Raw genomic sequence first — 21,099 nt, 5'->3', positions numbered from 1 at the left:
CCCGCGAAAGGCCGTCCTCGAACGGGGGAAGCGTCGGATGCCGGTTCGTCACCGCGGCCACCAGGGGGTTTCGTTTGGGTCAGGTCGGATCAGGCCGCGGCGTCCGGTGCGGTGCATCGCAAGGCGGAGGATCACCCGCGTACTGGGCGTACTCGGGTGGTCCGACAACGCGGCATGGGGGTCCCCCCGGCCGGAGGCTGGGGGAGTGCCGTGCCGGGCGTCGCGGACCCGGGCTGATCCAAACGAAACCCCCTAGCCGCCCGGTCACCGCCACGGACCGCCGGTGACGGCCGCACCGGCGTCGGCACCGGGCGGCGCACATCGCTTGCCCGCCCCCCGCCCCGCCCGTACGCTGCATTTTGTGCCGATAATAAACAAAACCCGTGTGCACAGTGTCGTGCCGGGCCGAAGGCTCACGGCACTACGGGCGGCGATCACCGCCTTCTTCGCGCTGGACGGCTTCATCTTCGCGGGGTGGGTCGTCCGCATCCCCGACATCAAGCACCAGACACACGCGTCCACCGGCGCGCTCGGGCTCGCCCTGCTCGGGGTCTCCGCGGGTGCCGTGCTCACCATGACGATGACCGGCCGGCTGTGCCGTCGCTACGGCAGCCATCCGGTGACCGTGGTCTGCATGGTGGTGCTCGCGCTCAGCGTGGCACTGCCCCCGCTGACGCACTCGGCGCCGGCACTGGGGGCCGTCCTGCTGCTGTTCGGCGCGGCCTACGGCGGTGTCAACGTGGCGTTCAACAGCGCGGCCGTCGACCTGGTGGCCGCCCTGCGCAAGCCGGTCATGCCCAGCTTCCACGCCGCCTTCAGCCTGGGCGGGATGGCCGGAGCGGGCCTCGGCGGGCTGGTCGCCGGCGCCCTCTCCCCCACCCGCCATCTCCTCGGTCTCACCGTCATCGGGCTGCTCGTGACGGCGGTCGCCGGACGTACCCTGCTGCGGTACGAGCCACCGGCACCGCCGGAACGCACCCGGGCACCGGCCGAGCGGGCGGACGGCGGGACGGCGGACCGGCGGGGCGGGCGCGGGGTGGTCGTGCTCTTCGGGCTCGTCGCCCTGTGCACGGCCTACGGCGAGGGCGCGATGGCCGACTGGGGCGCGCTCCACCTCCAGCAGGACCTCGCGGCGTCCGCCGGCACCGCGGCCGCCGGGTACGCGTGTTTCGCGCTCGCCATGACCGTCGGCCGGCTGACGGGGACGGCGCTGCTGGCCCGGCTGGGCCGGGCCCGGACCGTGATCGCCGGCGGCGGCGTCGCGGCGGCCGGGATGCTGCTCGGCGCGCTCGCGCCGTCCGTGTGGGCGGCGTTGACCGGTTTCGCGGTCACCGGGCTGGGGCTCGCCAATCTGTTCCCGGTCGCCGTGGAGCGTGCGGGTGCGCTGGCCGGACCGTCGGGTGTCGCCGTCGCCTCCACCCTCGGCTACGGCGGCATGCTCCTCGGACCGCCCGCGATCGGGTTCATGGCCGACTGGTCCTCCCTGCCGGCCGCGCTCACGAGCGTGGCCGCGCTGGCCGCCGTCGCCGCCGTGCTCGGGGTGTCGACCCGCCGCCTGCCGGGCGGGTGACCGGGCGCCGGCCGCCTCCCGGCGGTCACCGCCTGGCACGGGCCCCAACGGGTCACGGCCCCCGTCCTGTCGCGGGGCTGAGCGGCGGCCGTCACCCCTCGTCACCCCTTCGAGTGCTTTGCCGTCGTGACCCGGATGAGCGGGTTCCCCGTTGAGCATCGTCGCCTCATGACCACGCGAATGACGCCCGGCCCGCGACCGGCCGCGGCGCCGGGAACGACACGGAACACATGCACGGGGGTGGTCGGTCATGTCTCGGCCCGCCGTCTGGGATGACAGGCACACTCCGGTCATGGAGATCACCGACTATCTGGAAGCCCTCGACCGGGAGGGCCGGTTGCTGGCGGCGGCGGCCGCCGCCGCGGGACCCGGCGCCGAGGTGCCGGCGTGCCCGGATTGGCGGGTGCGCGACCTGGTGCGGCACATCGGCGGGGTGCACCGCTGGGCCGCCGCCCTCGTCGCCGACGGGGAGAGCGGGCCCCGGCCCTTCGGCGACCCGCCGGAGCTGGACGGCGACGAACTGGTGGCCTGGTACCGGGACGGCCACCGTCTGTTGATGGACACCCTGTCCGCCGCCCCGGCCGATCTGGAGTGCTGGACCTTCCACCCCGCGCCCAACCCGTCCCCGCTGGCGTTCTGGACACGGCGGCAGGCGCACGAGACGGCCGTGCACCGTTACGACGCCGAGGCGGCACGCGGCGGTACGCCCTCCCCGATCGCCCGGGACTTCGCGGTGGACGGCATCGACGAGCTGCTGCGCGGCTTCCACGCCCGTCGGCGCAGCCGGCTGCGCAGCGAGGAGCCTCGGGTGCTGCGGGTGCGTGCGGTGGACGGGGGCGCGGAGCCGGGAACGGACGCCGTATGGACCGTACGGCTCTCGGCGGAGCCGGTGGTGGCGGTACCGATGGAGGAGGGTGACGCGGAGACCGAACTGGCCGGGCCCGCCGATCAGTTGTACCTGGCGCTGTGGAACCGGACAGCCGTGCCCCGGGTGACCGGCGACCCGTCGCTCGCGGCCCTGTGGCAGGAGCGGTCCGGGATCTGAGGTCCGGTCAGCCGGTCTCGGCCAGCATCCTGGCCAGCACCGCGCGCTGCACGGGCCGCACCTCGCCGTGCAGCGCGCGCCCCTTCGCGGTGAGCGCCACGCGCACCCCGCGCCGGTCCTCCTGGCACATGCCCCGTTCGACGAGACCGTCCTTCTCCAGCCGGCCGATGAGCCGGGACAGCGCGCTCTGGCTGAGGTGGACCCGGTCGGAGATCTCCTGCACCCGGTAGGCGCAGCCGTCGTCCGCGGCCGTGCCCTCGGCGAGCAGGTCGAGCACCTCGAAGTCGCTCGCGCACAGACCGTGCCCGTGCAGCACCCGGTCCAGCTCGCACTGGGTGCGGGCGTGCAGCGCCAGGATCTCCCGCCACTGCCGCACGAGTCCTTGTTCGGGCCGGTTCGCCGCCATGGGCGCACCGTAACAGAGAAACGCTTTTGTTGCACCGTAATTAAATGCGCTTGCATTCGATGCATGTGCATGTAGCGTCTCCGGCATGACCTCTCCGCTCACCATCCCCACGGCCCCGTCCCCGGCGGTCCGTTGGACTCCCCGACTGTGGGGCACCCTGCTGGTGCTGTGCGCCGCCATGTTCCTGGACGCGCTGGACGTGTCGATGGTCGGCGTCGCGCTGCCGTCCATCGGTTCCGACCTCGGCCTGTCCACGTCGGCCCTGCAATGGGTCGTCAGCGGCTACATCCTGGGCTACGGCGGCCTGCTCCTCCTCGGCGGCCGCACCGCCGACCTGCTCGGCCGCCGCCAGGTGTTCCTGGTGGCGCTCGGCGTCTTCGCGCTGGCCTCGCTGCTCGGCGGGCTCGTGGACTCGGGTCCGCTGCTGATCGCCAGCCGTTTCGTCAAGGGTCTCAGCGCGGCCTTCACGGCGCCGGCCGGCCTGTCGATCATCACCACGACGTTCCCGGAGGGCCCGCTGCGCAACCGGGCCCTGTCGATCTACACCACCTGCGGCGCCACCGGCTACTCCATGGGCCTCGTCTTCTCCGGACTGCTCACCGAGGCCAGCTGGCGCCTCACCATGCTGCTGCCCGCGCCGGTCGCCCTGCTCGCCCTGCTCGTCGGGATGCGGCTGCTGCCGCGCGGCGAACGCGAGCGCGGTCGCGGCGGGTACGACATACCCGGCGCCTTCCTCGGCACCGCCTCGATGCTGCTGCTGGTGCTCACCGTCGTCCAGGCGCCGGAGGCGGGCTGGGCCTCGGCCCGCACGGTCCTGTCCTTCGCCGCCGTGGCCGTCATGCTGGCCGTCTTCGTCCTCGTCGAGCGGCGCAGCCCCAGCCCGCTGATCCGGCTCGGGGTGCTGCGCTCCGGCTCCCAGGTCCGGGCCCAGCTCGGCGCGCTGACGTTCGTCGGCAGCTACATGGGCTTCCAGTTCCTGGTGACGCTGTACATGCAGCAGGTCCTGGGCTGGTCGGCCATGCACACCGCGCTGGCGTTCCTGCCGGCGGGCGCGCTGGTGGCGCTCTCGGCGACCAAGGTGGGCGCCGTCATCGACCGGTTCGGCACGGCACGGCTGATCGTGCTCGGCTTCCTGCTGATGGTCGCGGGCTACGCCCTGTTCCTGCGCATCGACCTGAACCCGGACTACACGGCCGTGATCCTGCCGACCATGCTGCTGGTCGGCGCGGGCTTCGCCCTGACCTTCCCGTCCCTCAACGTCCAGGCCACGGCCGGCGTGGACGAGCACGAGCAGGGCATGGTCTCCGGCCTGCTCAACACCTCGGTCCAGGTGGGCGGCGCGATCTTCCTCGCGGTCGTCACCGCCGTGATCACCGCGCACGCTCCCGAGCGGGCCACCCCGCAGGGAGTGCTGGACAGCTACCGGCCCGGCCTGGTCGTGGTCACGCTCATCGCCGTCGTGGGGCTGCTGCTGTCGCTCACCGGAGTACGCCGGAACCGTGCGGCGCGGTCCGTCGTGGTCGCCAGGTCCACCGCGAGGGAGGCGGACGCGGAACCGGTACCGGTCCGCGACTAGCCGGATGCCCCGGTCCCATGCCTTCCGGCGGCTACCGCAGGCCCACTCCCTCCGCGAGCCGGGCCGCCGCGTGCCGGAAGAACGCCTCCCGGTTCTCCACCACACGGTTGAACTGGCCGAACACCTCGAATCCGACCAGCCCGAACAGCTGGGCCCAGGCCGCCACCAGCGCCACCGCGGCCTCGGGCGGCAGGTCGGGGGCGAGGTCGCCGGCCAGGCGGGCGGCCTCGGGGCGCAGGTCGGCGGCGAGTGGCGGGGCGGTCAGGCCCGGTCCCTGGTGGGCGTCCCGGACGATGCCGATGAGGGCCATGCCGACACGGGCGGCGGCCCGGACGGTGGTGTCGGGGGCGGAGTAGCCGGGTACGGGCGAGCCGTAGATCAGCGCGTACTCGTGCGGATGGGCGAGCGCCCAGTCGCGCACCGCCTCGCACACGGCGGTCCACCGGGCCGGTGGCGGGGCGTCGGCCGCGGCGTCCCGGGCCCGCTCCGCCGCCTCGCCCACGGAGTCGTAGGCGTCGATGATCAGAGCGGTCAGCAGGTCGTCCCGGCTGGGGAAGTAGCGGTACAGGGCCGAGGAGACCATGCCCAGCTCGCGGGCGACCGCACGCAGGGAGAGCTTGGCCGCGCCCTCCGCCGCCAGCTGTCTGCGCGCCGCCTCCTTGATGGCCGCGGTCACTTCCCGTCTGGCCCGTGCGCGGGCGCCCTGTGCGGTGCTCATGCCAGCAGTGTGCCACGCGGGAGAGCGGCGGTCACGGACCGGAGCAGCGATCACGGACCAGAGCGCCGCTTACATAGGAGAACAGCGGGCCGGGAAGAGAGCGGCGGACAGAAAAGAGAGCACTGCTCTTGCAATGGCACACCCGTCTGCCCCACACTGAAGTCGATCGAGAGCACCGCTCTCCCGAATTCCGTGGGGGTCACCATGTCGTCGTCTTCGCCGTACTACCTCAAGGGCAGCCCGCTCAACGTCCGCCTGAACGGCGTGATCGGCTGGCTCGCCCGGCACGGCCTCAGCCTGGCGGGCTCCGCCGAGCTGTCCGTACCCGGCCGCAAGAGCGGGCGGATGCAGCGCATCCCGGTCAACCCGCACTCCCACGACGGCGGGCGGTACCTGGTCTCCGCGCGGGGCCACTCGCAGTGGGTGCGCAACATGCGCGCCGCCGGGGGCGGCGAGCTGCGGGTCGGGCGCTCGGTGCGCACCTTCACCGCGGTGGAGCTTCCCGACGCCGAGAAGCTCCCGGTCCTGCGGACCTACCTGGAGAGGTGGGGCTGGCAGGTCGACCAGTACTTCGACGGGGTCACCGCCCGGTCCTCCGACGCGGAGATCACCGCCTGCGCCCCGGACCACCCGGTCTTCCGCATCACCGTCACGAACTGACGGGTTCCTCCTCCACCGGCGCGGCCGGCCCCCGGTCCATCGCCCCCAGCGCGCGCTGGGCGAGCGGGTGGGAGCGGACGAGTTCGCCGAGCGAGGTCGACCCCTGCGTGATGTCCCGGAACGCCCGCCAGGCCGGACGGAAGCCGGTGAGGGCCGCGTGGAAGAGGCCGGGACGCCTCTCGAACGCCGCCAGCATCCGCTTGCCGACGCTCATCTCGACGCCGAGCCCCGCCTTGACCGCGAACGCGTAGTTCAGGGCCTGGCGCCGGGTGTCCACGGCGTCGTGCGCCTCCGCGATGCGGACCGCCCACTCCCCCGCCAGCCGGCCCGAGCGCAGCGCGAAGGAGATGCCCTCCCGGGTCCAGGGCTCCAGCAGTCCGGCCGCGTCCCCGCAGACCAGCACCCGGCCGCGGGAGAGCGGCGAGTCGTCGGCCCGGCAGCGGGTCAGGTGCCCGGAGGAGATGGCGGGCTCGAAGCCGGCGAGGCCCAGGCGGGCGATGAAGTCCTCCAGGTACCGCTTGGTGGCGGCGCCTTCGCCGCGCCGGGAGATCACGCCGACCGTCAGCGTGTCGCCCTTCGGGAACACCCAGCCGTAACTGCCCGGCATGGGACCCCAGTCGATCAGGACCCGCCCCTGCCAGTCCTCGGCGACCGTCTCGGGCACCGGGATCTCCGCCTCCAGGCCGAGGTCGACCTGGTCCAGCTTCACCCCGACGTGGGCCCCTATCCGGCTGGCGCTGCCGTCGGCGCCGACCACCGCGCGGGCCAGCACCGTCTCCCCGCCCTGGAGGACGACGGCGACCGTGCGCCGGTCCGGCACCGCCGAGCCGTGCTGCTCGACCCGCTGCACCGTGGCGCCCGTCCGCAGCTCGGCGCCCGCCTTCTGGGCGTGCTCGACCAGCTGCTGGTCGAACTCGGGGCGGTTGATCAGCCCGAACAGCATCTGCTTGGAGCGGCGGGTGCGGGTGAAGCGGCCGTTGTTGGAGAAGGTGACCGCGTGCACCCGGTCCCGGAAGGGCAGTTCGAAGCCGGGTGGCAGCGCGTCGCGCGAGGGTCCGATGATGCCGCCGCCGCACGTCTTGTAGCGGGGCAACTCGGCTTTCTCCAGCAGCAGGACGCGCCGTCCCGCGACCGCTGCCGCGTAGGCGGCCGAGGCGCCCGCGGGGCCCGCGCCCACCACGACGACGTCCCACACCCGCTGCACGTCGTCCGCCGAAGAATTCTCGCCGCTCACGATGGTCTACCGCTCCGATCAAGCCGCTGCCAAGTGTCCTGTCGCATCCTACGGCGGTCGTCCGCCGAGACCGCTGTGGGAGGATCGCTGTACTCACCCCGTACAACGTCGCACCTACGAGGAGCGTGCCCATGCCGTCGAATCCGGTCGCCGAGACCGTCGCCTCGCTGCTGCCGCGGGCCAAGGCGGAGCTGACCGAACTGGTCGCCTTCAAGTCGGTGGCGGACTTCACGCAGTTCCCGAAGAGCGAGAGCGAGGCCGCCGCGAACTGGGTCGCCGACGCGCTGCGGGCCGAGGGCTTCACGGACGTCGCCCTGCTGGACACCCCGGACGGCACGCAGTCCGTGTACGGCCACCTGCCGGGCCCGGACGGTGCGAAAACGGTTCTTCTCTACGCCCACTACGACGTGCAGCCCCCGCTGGACGAGGCCGGCTGGACCACCCCGCCGTTCGAGCTGACCGAGCGCGACGGCCGCTGGTACGGCCGCGGGACCGCCGACTGCAAGGGCGGCTTCATCATGCACCTGCTCGCCCTGCGCGCCCTCAAGGCGAACGGCGGGGTCCCGGTGCACGTCAAGGTGATCGTCGAGGGCTCCGAGGAGCAGGGCACGGGCGGCCTGGAGCGGTACGCCGAGCAGCACCCCGAACTGCTGGCGGCCGACACCATCGTCATCGGCGACGCGGGCAACTTCCGGGTCGGCCTGCCGACGGTCACCACCACGCTGCGCGGTATGACCCTGGTGCGGGTGCAGGTCGACACCCTGGCCGGCAACCTGCACTCGGGCCAGTTCGGCGGTGCCGCCCCGGACGCCCTGGCCGCGCTGATCCGGGTCCTGGACTCGCTGCGCGGCGAGGACGGCTCGACCACGGTCGACGGGCTGGAGGCCACGGCGAAGTGGGACGGCCTGGAGTACACCGAGGAGCAGTTCCGCGCGGACGCCAAGGTGCTGGACGGCGTCGGGCTGATCGGTGACGGCTCGGTCGCCGACCGCATCTGGGCCCGCCCGGCGGTCACCGTCCTCGGCATCGACTGCCCGCCGGTCGTCGGCGCCACCCCGTCGGTGCAGTCCAGCGCCCGCGCCCTGATCAGCCTGCGGGTGCCGCCGGGCACGGACGCGGCGGAGGCCGCCAAGCTGCTCCGGGCGCACGTCGAGGCGCACACCCCGTGGGGTGCCCGGGTCAGCACCGAACAGATCGGCCAGGGCCAGGCGTTCCGCGCCGACACCACCAGCCCCGCCTACCAGGCGATGGCCGACGCGATGGCGGTGGCCTACCCGGGCGAGACCATGCAGTACGCGGGCCAGGGCGGCTCCATCCCGCTGTGCAACACGCTCGCCGGTCTTTACCCGCGGGCGGAGATCCTGCTCATCGGGCTGAGCGAGCCGGAGGCGCAGATCCACGCGGTCAACGAGAGCGTCTCCCCCGGGGAACTGGAGCGGCTGTCGGTCGCCGAGGCGCTGTTCCTGCGCAACTACGCGGGCTGATCCCTTCTGCCCACGGCCGAGGGCCCTCGCCCGCGGGCGGGGGCCCGCCCTACGGTCGGCGCATGGACGTCATCGAACTGCTGCCCCGACTGCACCTGCTGCGCTTCCCGGTCGGCCAGGCGTACCTCTGGCGCGACGGCGAGGAGCTGACCCTGATCGACGCGGGCACGATCGGCTCCGGCCGGCCGATCGCCGACGCGGTCACCGCGCTGGGACACGCGCCACGGGAGGTACGACGCGTCGTCCTGACCCACTTCCACGAGGACCACGCGGGCGGGGCGGGCGAGTTCGCCGCGCTGAGCGGGGCCGAGGTGCTGGCGCACCACCTGGACGCCCCGTTCGTACGGGGGGAACTCCCGGGCCCGCCACCGAAGTTCGAGGACTGGGAGCGGCCCCTGCACGCGGCGGCGGCCCGCCACCTGCCCCCGGGCACTCCGGTGCCGCCGTCCTCGGTCACCGAGGTCACGGACGGCGACGTCCTCGGCTTCGGCGGCGGCGCGCACGTGGTCCACGTCCCCGGGCACACCGACGGCAGCATCGCGCTGTACCTGCCCGCGCGGGGCGTGCTGTTCACCGGCGACACGGTGGCCGCGGCACCCGCCGACGGCACGCCGGTGACGGGTGTTCAACCTGGACCGGGACCGACTCCTCGCCTCCGTGGGACGGTTGGCGGACCTGGGAGCGGAGGTGGCCTGCTTCGGTCACGGCGCCCCGGTCCTGTCCGGCGCCACCGCCGCGCTCCGCGCGCTCGTCCCGGAGTCGTCCCGCTGAGGGCATCGGGCGTGGCCCGGCCCGGACGACGGCCGGTTCAGCCGACCGGCACCCCGGCCTCCAGATAGAGGGCGCGGCCCCGCTCCCGCGCGCGCAGCGCCCAGCGCAGCCGCTCGTAACGGACCGGGGGCAGCATCGCGGCGGCCTCCTGCTCCGTGGCGAACCGCCAGGCGCGCAGCTCGGGGCCGGGCAGCAGCACGCGGGACGCCTCACCGGGCTCCAGCCGGCCGCCGTCGAAGAGCAGCCGCAGCCCGCCGTGGCCGGGCGGGGCGGGCCGCTCCCAGTCCACGACGAGCAGCCGCGGCACCTCCCGCAGCTGTATCCCGGTCTCCTCGGCGACCTCGCGCATCCCGGCGCGGGCCGGTGCCTCGCCGCGCTCCACCACGCCGCCGGGGAACTCCCAGCCGGGTTTGTAGGTGGGGTCGACGAGCAGCACCCGGTCGTGATCGTCGAAGAGCAGCACCCCGGCGGCCAGCGTCTCGCCGGTCGGCTCGGGGGTCTGCACGATGTCACAGGCGGGTACGGCGCCGCCGCCGACGGCCTCGGCGATCCGGACGGCGGCCTCGTACGGGGTGAGGGCGCTGGTGTCGAGCGGGTGGGCGTCGGCGGTGAGCCAGGCGGCGAGGGCGGTGCGGTAGGGCTCGATGTGGTCGTACGACCACTGCCGCGTCCGTATCTCGCCGTCGGGAAGCTCGGGCGGCACCTCCCGCCCGGCTATTCGCTCACGCAGGATCGTTTCGGCCGGGGCGAGCAGCAGATGGTGCACGGGAATCCGGCGGGCGGCCAGGCCGCCGAAGATCTCGTCGCGGTACTCCTGGCGGAGCAGGGTCATGGGAACGACCAGGGTGCCGCCCAGTTCGGCGAGCATCGCGGCGGCGGTGTCGACCACGAGCCGGCGCCAGATCGGCAGGTCCTGGAAGTCGCCGACCTCGGCGAGGCGCTTGGGCGGCAGCAGATACGTGAGCGCCCCGCCGATGACCTCCGGGTCGAAGAGCGCGCTGTTCGGGATCAGTTCGATCAGTTCACGTGCCGTGGTGGTCTTCCCCGCACCGAACGCGCCGTTGATCCAGACGACGGTCACGGACTCCCCCTCTTCTGTTGGCCCCCTGAGGCTTGCCCGCTCCACCCTGCCACGGAAACCCCCTCCCGTTGAGGGCGCCTGTTCGCGCGCACGGGGGAGCCGGTGCCCCCGGTGGCGGGGACACCGGCACCAAGGCCGTGCGACGGCGCGGCCTACTGCTGTCCGAGCGGGTTCTCGTCGATGGCCAGGGTGCCGTCGTCGACCAGGTGACCGACCGTGTCGACGGTGCCGGAGACGGCGGCGTCGTCGACGGGAGCATGATCCGCCGCGTGGGACGGGGTGACGGCGGCCACGACGAAACCGGCGGCGAGGGTGGCGATGGCGAGCATGCTGCGCTTCTTCATGCGCTGATCAACTGCGCGGACGGCCCGGAGTCACGCGGATCACGGCGGTTTCGCCCCCCGGACCGAAACCGCGTGGCCCAGGCGGTCGACGGACCGCTACTGTCCGGTGAGCCCGCTGAGCCCGGTTCGGCCGGAACCGCCCGGGGAAGGAACCGCCGTGACCAGTCCCCGCCCCACCACCACGCTCTGGCGCCCGACGGGCCCCGTGGAGCTGGACCTGGTCCGGGAGTCGGGCTGGCGCGCATGGCCGCCCCGGCTGCCGGAACAGCCGATCTTCTATCCGGTGCTGAACGAGGACTACGCGATCCGTATCGCCCGGGACTGGAACGTCCGGTACGACGGCGCCGGTTTCGTGACCCGCTTCGAGGTCGACACGGACTTCCTCGTCCGCTACCCGGTCCGGCAGGCCGGCGGCGCGACGATCCTGGAATTGTGGGTTCCGGCGGAGGAACTGGCGGAGTTCAACGCCCATATCGCCGGCCCGATCGAGGTCGTGCACGAGTTCCGCCCGGCCCCGGAGCGCCCCTGAACCGCCCCCCGCCCCCGTGCCGCCGACCACGCGCGCACACTGTCGTCCGCCTCGCGCGAGCGGGAGCGCGGAGCCGCCGGAGCGGTCACCGTGCGGGCCGGCGCGTCGCCGGTGCCGGTGCCGGGGCCTACAGGCTCGCCACGGTCGCGTCCGGCCTGCGGATCAGTGCCGCCGCGGCGGCGCCGACCAGCCCCGCGTCGGTGCCCGTCTGCGCGGGTACGACGGTGAGCCGCCGCACGAAGGACAGGGTCGCGTAGCCGGTGAGGGCCTTGCGCAGCGGGGTGAACAGCACCTCGCCCGCCTTGCCGACCCCACCGCCGACCACCGCGATGTCGATCTCGACCAGGGTCGCGGTGGCGGCGATGCCGGCGGCCAGCGCCTGTGCTGCCCGCTCGAAGGAGGCCACGGCGACCGGGTCGCCCGCTCGCGCGGCGGCGGCCACCGCGGCGGCCGAGGTGTCACCGTCGGGGCCGGGGCGCCACCCCTGTTCCAGCGCCCGGCGGGCGATGTTGGGGCCGCTGGCGATGCGCTCCACACAGCCGCGCGAACCGCACGGACAGGGATCGCCGTCGAGGTCGACGCTGATGTGGCCGATGTGGCCGGCGTTGCCCGTCGGGCCGGGGTGCAGCCGCCCGTCGAGCACCAGGCCGCCGCCGACGCCCGTGGAGACCACCATGCACAGGGCGTTGTCATGGCCACGGGCGGCGCCCTGCCAGTGCTCGGCCGCGGTGATCGCGACGCCATCGCCGATCAGCTCGACCGGCAGGCCCCCGGTGACCTCGCGCACCCGGTCGACCAGCGGGAAGTCACGCCAGCCCGGCACGTTCACCGGGCTCACGGTGCCCGCCGAGGCGTCCACCGGGCCGGCGCTGCCGATGCCGAGCGCGCCGGCACGTCCCCACAACGGCGACCCGGCGAGATCGCCGAGCACCTCCGTCACGGCCCGCATGACCGTTTCGCCGTCCTGCCGGGCGGGGGTGGCCCGCTGGGTGCGGGCCAGTATCCGCCCGTCGCCGTCCACCAGCGCGCCGGCGATCTTGGTGCCGCCGATGTCCAGAGCCGCCACTAGGTCGGTGTGCATCAGAGTCAGATCTCCCCGTCGGAAAGCTTGAGAACCATACGAAGCCGGACCGGACAGGCGGTGGGGACGCGGGCCGGAGACAGCGGTGGACAGTCTCTCTCGCATCTGACAACGTTGTCCAGGCTCTATGCTCGACGCCACATCCTCATACAAGCCCACGGATCTCGCAGCCCCCGTGGGCGAGCCGGACGAGCCGGACGAGCCGGACGAGCCGGATCAGTCGAACGAGAGACAGGACAGCCCAACGTGCCCGAGACCACCCGCCGCGCAGAGCGTCTCACCGGCAGCCGGTACGGCAACCGCCCGACGATGAAGGACGTGGCGGCGCGCGCCGGTGTGGGGCTGAAGACGGTCTCCCGGGTGGTCAACGGCGAGCCCGGGGTCACCCCGGACACCGAGCGCCGGGTGCAGGAGGCGATCGACGCGCTGGGCTTCCGGCGCAACGACAGCGCACGGGTGCTGCGCAAGGGCCGGACGGCGAGCATCGGTCTGGTCCTTGAGGACCTGGCGGACCCGTTCTACGGCCCGCTCAGCCGCGCCGTGGAGGAAGTGGCCCGTGCCCACGGCGCCCTGCTGATCAACGGTTCCAGCGCCGAGGACCCCGAGCGCGAGCAGGAGCTGGCGCTGGCGCTGTGCGCGCGCCGGGTGGACGGGCTGGTGGTGATCCCGGCCGGGGACGACCACCGTTATCTGGAGCCGGAGATCAGGGCGGGCGTGGCCACGGTGTTCGTGGACCGTCCGGCCGGCCGGATCGACGCCGACGTGGTGCTGTCCGACAACTACGGCGGTGCCCGCGACGGCGTCGCCCACCTCATCGCGCACGGGCACCGCCGGATCGGTTTCGTCGGCGACATGCCCCGCATCCACACCGCGGCCGAGCGGCTGCGCGGCTACCGGGCGGCGATGGAGGACGCGGGCATAACCGTCGACGAGCGCTGGATGTCCCTCGGGGCGACGAGTCCCGAGCGAGTGCGCCGGGCGGCGGAGGAGATGCTGTCCGGCCCCTCCCCCGTCACCGCGATCTTCACGGGAAACAACCGGGTCACGGTCACCGTGATCCGGGTCCTCGCCGAGCAGTCCCGCCCGGTCGCGCTCGTCGGTTTCGACGACATCGAGCTGGCCGAACTGCTGCAGCCGGGCGTCACGGTGGTCGCCCAGGACGCGGCGGCCCTCGGCCGTACCGCCGCCGAGCGCCTCTTCCGCCAGCTCGACGGCACCCTCGTCGCCCCCGAGCGGATCGAACTGCCGACCCGCCTGATCACCCGCGGCTCGGGCGAGCTGCCCCCGGCGGACTGAGCGGACCGCGGCCCCACGTCCCGGTCCGCCCCGCCCCCGCCCGTCGCGACCCGCTCCCCGGAGGCCGGCCGCCCACGCGGGTACGGGGCTCCCACCCGGGCGGGGCGTACCCGGGTCCGCCGTGACCGGGCAGCGACCGGATGCCCCGCCGCCACTCGGCTCCCGGGTGCGGCGTGACAGGGCCCGGCGCGTGCCGTACGGCGGGGCCCGCCATCCGGGGCCCCACACGCTCCCGCACCTACGTCCCGACGCGTGCGGCATGACAGGGTCCGGCGTGTGCCGCGTGACGGGCCCCGACACCCACACCCCGACCCGGCGCAGGCGGCTCGAGGCGGTCCGACGACGCCTGGCGGAGTAACGGGCCGCGCGCCTGCGGCCCAACCGGGCCGGGCAAGCCGGATAACGAGGCCCGGCACGCGCTCCCGCACCTACGTCCCGACGCATGCCGCGTAACAGGGGCCAGCGCGAGCCGTATGACAGGCCCGACACTCACCGCCCCGGCCCGGCCCGGCGCAGGCAGTTCGAGGCGGTCCGACGCCGGGGGGCGCGTAACGGGCCGCGCGCCTGCGGCCCATCAGGGCCCGCGCAAACCCTATGACGAGGCCCGGCAACCGGAACCCCACGCGCTCCCACGCTGCGCCCCGGCGGGTGTGGCAGGACAGGAGCCGGTGCGGGCCGGTGACCAGGCCCGGCCCGGTATCCGAGGCACGATACGCGGTTCCGTGCTCGGGCCGGGCGGTTCGGGCAGTCCCGCGTGCCGCTCGGCGCGGTGCCGCATCGGTCCGGCGGCTGCGATGTGTCGGGGGGCGCCGTACCGGTGCCCCGGTCGGCCGCCTTCGATCCGCATGCCCGCCGAGGGGCGGCACGGTGGTGCGGTTACTGCGCGGAAGCCGTCAGGCCGCCGCGCCGGGGGGCCGCGAAGCCCTCCAGGTCGGCGCGGGTCAGGCCGGTGAGCCGGGCGACCTCGGCGATGTCCAGGGCGCCGCAGTCCAGGCCGCGCAGCAGGTAGCCGCTGAGCGCCTTGGCGGTGGCGGGCTCGTCCATGACGTCGCCGCCGGCCCGGTTGGCGTAGAGGGCGAGACGTGCCGCGGCCTGCTCGAAGCCCTCGCGGTAGAAGGCGAAGACAGCCGCGTAGCGGGTGGGGATGTGACCGGGGTGCATGTCCCAGCCCTGGTAATAGGCGCGGGAGAGGGCGCGGCGGGTGAGGCCGAAGTGGAGGCGCCAGGCGTCGTGGACCTTCGCCGTCGGGCCGACCGGGAGGACGTTCGTGGAGCCGTCCGAGACCCGGACGCCGGTGCCGGCCGCCGCGACCTGCATGACCGCCTTGGCGTGGTCGGCGGCCGGGTGGTCGCTGGCCTGGTAGGCGGCGGAGACACCGAGGCAGGCGCTGTAGTCGAAGGTGCCGTAGTGCAGTCCGGTGGCGCGGCCCTCGGCGGCCTGGATCATGCGGGCGACGGTGGCGGTGCCGTCGGTGGCGAGGATGGCCTGGCTGGTCTCGATCTGGATCTCGAAGCCCAGCCGGCCGGCGTCCAGGCCGTGTGCCTTCTCGAAGGCTTCCAGGAGCCGGGCGAAGGCCGTCACCTGCTCGGGGTAGGTCACCTTGGGCAGGGTGAGGACCAGGCCGTCGGGGAGGCCGCCGGCCTCGACCAGACCGGTGAGGAAGACGTCGAGGGTGCGGATGCCCCGGTCGCGTACGGCGGCCTCCATGCACTTCATGCGGATGCCCATGTAGGGCGCCGCCGTGCCGTCGCGGTACGCCTGGGCGATGAGGCGGGCGGCGCGTGCGGCCGTCTCGTCCTCCTCCGCGTCGGGGCGGGGGCCGTAGCCGTCCTCGAAGTCGACGCGCAGGTCCTCGATGGGCTCGCGCTCCAGCTTGGCCCGCACGCGCGCGTACACCGGCTCGGCGAGGTCGTCGGCGAGGCCGAGGACGGCCGCGAAGGAGGCGGCGTCCGGGGCGTGTTCGTCGAGCAGGGCGAGGGCCTGGTCGCCCCAGGAGCGGACGGTGTCGGCGGCGAAGGCGTCACCGGGGACGTACACGGTGTGGACGGGCTGCCGGGTGCCCGGGTCCCCGGGGTAGCGGCGCTCCAGCTCCGCGTCGACCGGCGCGAGGGAGGCGCTGATCTCCTCGCTGACGGTGCCCGCGAGGCTCGTCGCCACCTTCTCCTGCTGACCCATCCCACACCCTCCTAGCTTTCCGCTTTACGGAATCAACAATCCGCATGGCGAAGCTATCTGGCAACCTTCCGGCTGGTCAACACCCTCTCGGTCCTCTGCGCTCCATGCCCCCGGCCTCCGCTCCAGTACAGCACTCCGCGCCCGCGCCGCCCCGGCGAGCGCCGTCAGGACGCGAAGAGGCCCCCGTGACCGTCTGCGCGGTCACGGGGGCCTCGTACGGCGGAGGGAGCTCAGCCCTTGCGGGTCTTGATCTCCTCGGTCAGCTGGGGAACGACGTCGAACAGGTCGCCGACGACGCCGTAGTCGACCAGCTCGAAGATCGGGGCCTCGGCGTCCTTGTTGACGGCGACGATGGTCTTCGAGGTCTGCATGCCGGCGCGGTGCTGGATGGCGCCGGAGATGCCGTTGGCGATGTACAGCTGCGGGGACACGGACTTGCCGGTCTGACCGACCTGGTTGGTGTGCGGGTACCAGCCGGCGTCGACGGCGGCGCGCGAGGCGCCGACGGCCGCGCCGAGGGAGTCGGCCAGCGCCTCGATGATCGAGAAGTTCTCGGCGCCGTTCACACCACGGCCGCCGGAGACCACGATCGCGGCCTCGGTCAGCTCCGGGCGGCCCGTGGACTCACGCGGCGTGCGGCCGGTGACCTTGGTGCCGGTCGCCTGCTCGGAGAAGGACACGGTCAGGGCCTCGACCTCGCCGGCGGCCGGAGCGGCCTCGACGGCGGCGCTGTTCGGCTTGACGGTGATGACCGGGGTGCCCTTGACGACCCGGGACGTGGTGGTGAAGGACGCGGCGAACACCGACTGGGTGGCCACCGGACCCTCGTCACCGGCCTCGATGTCGATGGCGTCGGTGATGATGCCGGAGCCGATGCGCAGCGCGAGGCGGGCGGCGATCTCCTTGCCCTCGGCGGAGGACGGGACCAGCACGGCGGCCGGGGAGACGGCCTCGTGGGCGGCCTGGAGGGCGTCCACCTTGGGCACGACCAGGTAGTCGGCGTACTCGGAGGCGTCGTGGGTGAGGACCTTCACCGCGCCGTGCTCGGCGAGCGTGGCGGCGGTGTCGGCGGCGCCGTTGCCCAGCGCGACGGCGACCGGCTCGCCGATGCGGCGGGCCAGGGTCAGCAGCTCCAGGGTGGGCTTGCGGACGGCACCGTCCACGTGGTCGACGTAGACGAGGACTTCAGCCATGGGATTGCTCTCCTGCTTGAGGAAGGTGAGGGGCGGTCAGCGGAAACGGGCCTCAGATGAACTTCTGGCCCGCGAGGAACTCGGCGAGCTGCTTGCCGCCCTCGCCCTCGTCCTTGACGATGGTGCCGGCCGTGCGGGCCGGGCGCTCGGTCGCGGTCTCGACCTTGGTGTACGCACCGTCCAGGCCGACCTCCTCGGCCTCGATGTCCAGGTCGGACAGGTCCCAGGACTCCACCGGCTTCTTCTTGGCCGCCATGATGCCCTTGAAGGACGGGTAGCGGGCCTCGCCCGACTGGTCGGTGACCGACACGACCGCCGGGAGCTGCGCCTCCAGCAGCTCCGACGCTGCGTCACCGTCGCGGCGGCCCTTGACCGTGCCGTCCTCGACGGAGACCTCGGACAGCAGGGTGACCTGCGGGACGCCGAGCCGCTCGGCGACCAGCGCGGGGACGACACCCATGGTGCCGTCGGTGGAGGCCATGCCGGAGACGACCAGGTCGTAACCGGCCTTCTCGATGGCCTTGGCCAGCACCAGGGAGGTGCCGATGGCGTCGGTGCCGTGCAGGTCGTCGTCCTCGACGTGGATGGCCTTGTCGGCACCCATCGACAGGGCCTTGCGGAGCGCGTCCTTGGCGTCCTCGGGGCCGATGGTCAGCACGGTGACCTCGGCGTCGTCCGCGTTCTCCGAGATCTGGAGCGCCTGCTCGACCGCGTACTCGTCCAGCTCGGAGAGCAGACCGTCCACGTCGTCGCGGTCGACGGTCAGGTCATCGGCGAAGTGCCGGTCGCCAGTGGCGTCGGGCACGTACTTCACAGTGACAACGATCCTCAAGCTCACGCCGGCTCTCCTACTGCATCGTCATTTCGGGCTGCCTCTTGCAGGCAGCATAGGCGCCTCAAGCGGCCGATCCCGGTCGGGGCGTCCGCGCGCTCCGAACGAGATATTACTCGTCAGTACACCCAGTTCCTGCCCGCTAAGCAAGCGCTTTGAACTGTGACCTTCGCAACGCAGCGTAACCGGAACTCGACGGTCCCGCCGAGGTGGGGCGGGTGATCAGTCCCGCAGCCCGTTGAAGCGGCCCTGGTGGTAGAGGAGCGGGCGTCCGGTGCCCGAGGAATCGCCGAGGACCACCTCGGCGAGCACGATCCGGTGGTCGCCGGCCGGGACCCGCCCGACGATCCGGCAGACCAGCCAGGCGAGCACGTCGTCCAGCACCGGAACCCCTTCCGGGCCCTCCCGCCAGGCGGTGGGCGTGCCGAAGCGGTCGGCGCCGCTGCGCGCGAAGGTGCCGGCCAGGTCGCTCTGGTGCTCGCCGAGTATGTGCACGCCGACGTGGTCCGTCTCGGCGATCGCGGGCCAGCTGGAGGCTCCGGTGCCGATGCCGAAGGAGACCAGCGGCGGCTCGGCGGAGACGGAGGTGAGGGAGGTGGCGGTGAAGCCGACGGGTCCGGAGGCACCGCGCGCCGTGATCACCGCGACGCCGGCGGCGTGCCGGCGGAAGGTGGAGCGCAGCAGTTCCGGGGAGGCGAGCCGAGGGGTGCCGAGGCCGGGTGTGGCCGTCATGGAGGTGTCCTTCTGCCGGAGGTCACGAGCGGGGTCGCGGGTGCTCAACGGACGGGACAGCGCGCGCTCGCGGTGCGGGCGAGGTCGATGTGGACCCGCCCGTAGAGAAGGAGTTCGGTCGGCATACGGTCAGACTGACGATAGGTGGGACGTACAGTCAAGCGGGTTCCGGGGGGCGGAAACGAAGGCGCGGCCCCCTCGCGGCCGTTCACACGGCCGCTGCCAGGGCCGCGATGACGTCGGCCTTGCGCGGCTGTCCGGTGGCGCGCCGCACCACCCTTCCGCAGGCGTCCAGGACCAGGACGGTGGGCGTCTTGAGGATCTCCAGCGCCCGCACGAGGTCCAGATGGGCCTCCGCGTCGATCTCGACGTGGGTCACGCCCGGGACCATCCCGGCGACCTCGCCGAGCACCCGCCGGGTGGCCCGGCAGGGCGCGCAGAAGGCGCTGGAGAACTGCACCAGGGTGGCGCGCTCCCCCAGTTCGGCGCCGAGTTCGGCCACCCCGAGCCGCTTGCCGTCGTCCCGCCCGTGCACCCGCTCTCCCGTTCCGCCGCGCGCGCGGCTTGTCCACGGCGGGCACCCGTCGGGGAGCGCCACCGGTCCGGTCTTCCCCCATAGCAGCGGTCACGGGGCCGCGAAGATTCCCGTCGGCGCCTCGGGGCAGAGGAAAGGGGATTTAGCTATCCGAGGTGGGATGTAGGCCGACGTGACGAGGATCTCGCCGCCGCGAGGCGCCAGGGCTGGCTCCCGGTTCGTTTCTCGGGCACGATCTGCGAGACGCCGTAAACCTACGGCTGCGTAACTTTCCCGCCGGGAGCCCCTTCCCCGAGCAGAGCAGAAAGGGTCCGCCCCGCCCATGGCAGAGCTGGTCTACCGTCCCGTCATCGGTTTCGCCAAGACGATGTTCAAGGTCTGGGACCTGAGGATCGACTGCCAGGGGTCGGAGAACATCCCGCGCTCGGGCGGCGCCGTGCTGGTGAGCAATCACATCAGCTATCTGGACTTCATCTTCAACGGTCTGGCCGCGCTGCCGCAGAAGCGCCTGGTGCGCTTCATGGCGAAGGAGTCCGTCTTCCGGCACCGGATCTCCGGGCCACTCATGCGCGGGATGAAGCACATCCCGGTGAACCGCGCGCAGGGCGAGGCGGCGTACGAGCACGCGCTGGGCTCGCTGCGCTCCGGTGAGGTCATCGGGGTGTTCCCGGAGGCCACGATCTCGCAGTCGTTCACGCTGAAGAGCTTCAAGTCCGGTGCGGCCCGGCTGGCCCAGGAGGCGGGCGTCCCGCTGATCCCGATGGCGGTGTGGGGCACGCAGCGGCTCTGGACGAAGGGGCACCCCCGCAACTTCAGGCGCAGCCACCTGCCCGTCACCATCCGCGTAGGCGAGGCGGTGGAGGCACCCCGGGACCAGTACGCCGGTGCCATCACCCGGCGGCTGCGCGAGCGCGTCCAGGAACTCCTGGACGCCGCCCAGCGCGCCTACCCGGGGCGGCCCAGGGGTCTGGAGGACTCCTGGTGGCTGCCCGCGCACCTGGGCGGCGCGGCGCCGACGGTCGAACAACTGCGCGCGGCCGAGGCGCACTGAGGCCGACGGCACCAGGTCCTGGCGTCGCACTCCCGCCGTCCGGGCGGACGGCGGGAGTGCGACGCCAGGACCTGGGCCGGGATTCCGGGCGGACCTCCGCCCCGGGCGACCGGGCCGCCGCCCGCCCGGTCCACCGGCCGCGCTTCAGAGGCTGTCCGGAAGGGTCCGGCTCAGGTGCGCCCGGTCGGGGGCGGCGCGCAGGGCGGCGAGGACGGCCGGATGGGGCTCGGCGTACAGAACGGGATGGTCCGCCTCCCCGGCGGCGGGGTCCGGTACCCAGGCCAGCCGCTCGCCGTCCAGGGAGAACCGGGCGTCGACGCCCGGCTTGTTGCCACGGGGGTCCTGCCGGTGCCAGGCACCATGGAAGCGGACGGCGACCAGCCCGTGGACCACGCGTCGGCCCCCGTCGTCGATGAGGTGCTGGTAGCACAGGGCGGTCGGGATGTCCTCGGCCCGCAACAGAGCGGCCAGGGCATGGGACTTGGCGTGGCAGACGCCCGTGCGCAGGGTCAGCACGTCGGAGGCGCGCCAGGGGACGCGGAGGTCGCCCGAGTCCGCGGAGTGCGGGATGGCGTCCCGGACGAACTCATAGGCGGCCCTCGCATATTCATACGAGTCGGCGACCTCTACGGCAAGGCGGGCGGCCGTCTCGCGGACCACTGGGTGATGGTGGTCGACGGCCTCGTCGGCGGCCAAGTAGGCCGAAAGATCCGCTGTGTTCTGGATCGGCTCCATGCCCGCAGAGCATAGGAATACGATCACCCGAGCGTCAATGATTTTTCAGGT

At 73.3% G+C, this 21,099-nt stretch carries 20 protein-coding genes and 1 pseudogene; 9 read left to right on the top strand and 12 right to left on the bottom strand.

Annotation, left to right across the window (positions count from 1 at the left end; genetic code table 11):
* Positions 1 to 397: 397 nt before the first annotated feature.
* Positions 398 to 1,570, top strand: a complete 1,173-nt coding sequence (locus IF37_RS0106410) for an MFS transporter (RefSeq protein ID WP_030737496.1) — start codon at positions 398 to 400, stop codon at positions 1,568 to 1,570.
* Between the two features lie 292 nt (positions 1,571 to 1,862).
* A complete protein-coding gene (locus IF37_RS0106405; protein WP_030737493.1) occupies positions 1,863 to 2,615 on the top strand; it encodes a maleylpyruvate isomerase family mycothiol-dependent enzyme in 753 nt (250 codons plus the stop codon).
* A 7-nt stretch (positions 2,616 to 2,622) separates the two neighbouring features.
* On the opposite strand, the gene IF37_RS0106400 is transcribed toward IF37_RS0106405, so the two are convergent.
* Positions 2,623 to 3,021, bottom strand: a complete 399-nt coding sequence (locus IF37_RS0106400; protein ID WP_030737491.1) for a MarR family winged helix-turn-helix transcriptional regulator — start codon at positions 3,019 to 3,021, stop codon at positions 2,623 to 2,625.
* A gap of 85 nt (positions 3,022 to 3,106) precedes the next feature.
* On the opposite strand from IF37_RS0106400, the gene IF37_RS0106395 reads away from it, so the two are divergent.
* Complete coding sequence (locus tag IF37_RS0106395; protein WP_030737487.1) at positions 3,107 to 4,597, top strand: MFS transporter; 1,491 nt, start codon at positions 3,107 to 3,109, stop codon at positions 4,595 to 4,597.
* Positions 4,598 to 4,628: 31 nt separating this feature from the next.
* Here IF37_RS0106395 and IF37_RS0106390 read toward each other — a convergent pair whose 3' ends face one another.
* Positions 4,629 to 5,315, bottom strand: a complete 687-nt coding sequence (locus tag IF37_RS0106390) for a TetR/AcrR family transcriptional regulator (RefSeq protein ID WP_030737484.1) — start codon at positions 5,313 to 5,315, stop codon at positions 4,629 to 4,631.
* Between the two features lie 204 nt (positions 5,316 to 5,519).
* Here IF37_RS0106390 and IF37_RS0106385 point away from each other — a divergent pair, with 204 nt between their 5' ends.
* Positions 5,520 to 5,975 carry a nitroreductase family deazaflavin-dependent oxidoreductase gene (locus tag IF37_RS0106385; protein ID WP_030737482.1) on the top strand — a complete coding sequence of 152 codons (456 nt, stop codon included), beginning with the start codon at positions 5,520 to 5,522 and terminating at the stop codon, positions 5,973 to 5,975.
* Here the strand turns inward: IF37_RS0106385 and IF37_RS0106380 are convergent.
* The gene (locus IF37_RS0106380) at positions 5,965 to 7,209 is read right to left on the bottom strand and encodes a geranylgeranyl reductase family protein (RefSeq protein WP_030737476.1); all 1,245 of its coding nucleotides are present in this window, start codon (positions 7,207 to 7,209) and stop codon (positions 5,965 to 5,967) included. The genes IF37_RS0106385 and IF37_RS0106380 overlap by 11 nt on opposite strands.
* A gap of 131 nt (positions 7,210 to 7,340) precedes the next feature.
* Here IF37_RS0106380 and IF37_RS0106375 point away from each other — a divergent pair, with 131 nt between their 5' ends.
* Together IF37_RS0106375 and IF37_RS39085 are read left to right on the top strand one after the other, a co-directional pair.
* Complete coding sequence (locus IF37_RS0106375) at positions 7,341 to 8,693, top strand: dipeptidase (protein ID WP_030737473.1); 1,353 nt, start codon at positions 7,341 to 7,343, stop codon at positions 8,691 to 8,693.
* Positions 8,694 to 8,755: 62 nt separating this feature from the next.
* Positions 8,756 to 9,464 (top strand): annotated as a pseudogene (locus IF37_RS39085) (MBL fold metallo-hydrolase).
* Between the two features lie 37 nt (positions 9,465 to 9,501).
* Here the strand turns inward: IF37_RS39085 and IF37_RS0106365 are convergent.
* Together IF37_RS0106365 and IF37_RS0106360 are read right to left on the bottom strand one after the other, a co-directional pair.
* The gene (locus IF37_RS0106365; protein WP_030737470.1) at positions 9,502 to 10,545 is read right to left on the bottom strand and encodes an NUDIX hydrolase; all 1,044 of its coding nucleotides are present in this window, start codon (positions 10,543 to 10,545) and stop codon (positions 9,502 to 9,504) included.
* Positions 10,546 to 10,697: 152 nt separating this feature from the next.
* A complete protein-coding gene (locus IF37_RS0106360) occupies positions 10,698 to 10,889 on the bottom strand; it encodes a hypothetical protein (protein WP_030737467.1) in 192 nt (63 codons plus the stop codon).
* 157 nt (positions 10,890 to 11,046) lie between these two features.
* Between IF37_RS0106360 and IF37_RS0106355 the strand changes: the two genes are divergently transcribed.
* A complete protein-coding gene (locus IF37_RS0106355; RefSeq protein WP_030737465.1) occupies positions 11,047 to 11,418 on the top strand; it encodes a hypothetical protein in 372 nt (123 codons plus the stop codon).
* A 127-nt stretch (positions 11,419 to 11,545) separates the two neighbouring features.
* Here the strand turns inward: IF37_RS0106355 and IF37_RS0106350 are convergent, their stop codons facing one another.
* Positions 11,546 to 12,499: an ROK family protein gene (locus IF37_RS0106350; RefSeq protein WP_030737463.1), complete on the bottom strand. Its 954-nt coding sequence runs from the start codon at positions 12,497 to 12,499 to the stop codon at positions 11,546 to 11,548.
* A 246-nt stretch (positions 12,500 to 12,745) separates the two neighbouring features.
* On the opposite strand from IF37_RS0106350, the gene IF37_RS0106345 reads away from it, so the two are divergent.
* A complete protein-coding gene (locus tag IF37_RS0106345; RefSeq protein WP_030737461.1) occupies positions 12,746 to 13,795 on the top strand; it encodes a LacI family DNA-binding transcriptional regulator in 1,050 nt (349 codons plus the stop codon).
* Positions 13,796 to 14,671: 876 nt separating this feature from the next.
* Here IF37_RS0106345 and IF37_RS0106340 read toward each other — a convergent pair.
* The 5 genes from IF37_RS0106340 to IF37_RS0106320 form a co-directional block, all read right to left on the bottom strand.
* Entirely contained in the window at positions 14,672 to 15,970 is a 1,299-nt protein-coding gene (locus IF37_RS0106340; RefSeq protein ID WP_030737457.1) for an aldolase/citrate lyase family protein, read from the bottom strand.
* A gap of 230 nt (positions 15,971 to 16,200) precedes the next feature.
* Positions 16,201 to 17,163 (bottom strand): electron transfer flavoprotein subunit alpha/FixB family protein, encoded by a 963-nt coding sequence (locus IF37_RS0106335; RefSeq protein ID WP_030737454.1) that lies wholly within the window; start codon positions 17,161 to 17,163, stop codon positions 16,201 to 16,203.
* Positions 17,164 to 17,215: 52 nt separating this feature from the next.
* The gene (locus IF37_RS0106330) at positions 17,216 to 18,001 is read right to left on the bottom strand and encodes an electron transfer flavoprotein subunit beta/FixA family protein (protein WP_030737451.1); all 786 of its coding nucleotides are present in this window, start codon (positions 17,999 to 18,001) and stop codon (positions 17,216 to 17,218) included.
* A gap of 216 nt (positions 18,002 to 18,217) precedes the next feature.
* A complete protein-coding gene (locus tag IF37_RS0106325) occupies positions 18,218 to 18,727 on the bottom strand; it encodes a flavin reductase family protein (protein ID WP_030737448.1) in 510 nt (169 codons plus the stop codon).
* 208 nt (positions 18,728 to 18,935) lie between these two features.
* Positions 18,936 to 19,262, bottom strand: a complete 327-nt coding sequence (locus IF37_RS0106320) for a thioredoxin family protein (protein WP_030737442.1) — start codon at positions 19,260 to 19,262, stop codon at positions 18,936 to 18,938.
* A gap of 322 nt (positions 19,263 to 19,584) precedes the next feature.
* Between IF37_RS0106320 and IF37_RS0106315 the strand changes: the two genes are divergently transcribed.
* Positions 19,585 to 20,313 carry a 1-acyl-sn-glycerol-3-phosphate acyltransferase gene (locus IF37_RS0106315; RefSeq protein ID WP_030737439.1) on the top strand — a complete coding sequence of 243 codons (729 nt, stop codon included), beginning with the start codon at positions 19,585 to 19,587 and terminating at the stop codon, positions 20,311 to 20,313.
* Positions 20,314 to 20,457: 144 nt separating this feature from the next.
* Here IF37_RS0106315 and IF37_RS0106310 read toward each other — a convergent pair whose 3' ends face one another.
* Positions 20,458 to 21,048 carry a transglutaminase family protein gene (locus IF37_RS0106310; protein ID WP_030737436.1) on the bottom strand — a complete coding sequence of 197 codons (591 nt, stop codon included), beginning with the start codon at positions 21,046 to 21,048 and terminating at the stop codon, positions 20,458 to 20,460.
* Positions 21,049 to 21,099 lie beyond the last annotated feature (51 nt).

The organism is Streptomyces sp. NRRL S-31, from assembly GCF_000718775.1.
Lineage (GTDB): Bacteria > Actinomycetota > Actinomycetes > Streptomycetales > Streptomycetaceae > Streptomyces.
This window is presented reverse-complemented; position numbering and strand designations above follow the sequence as displayed.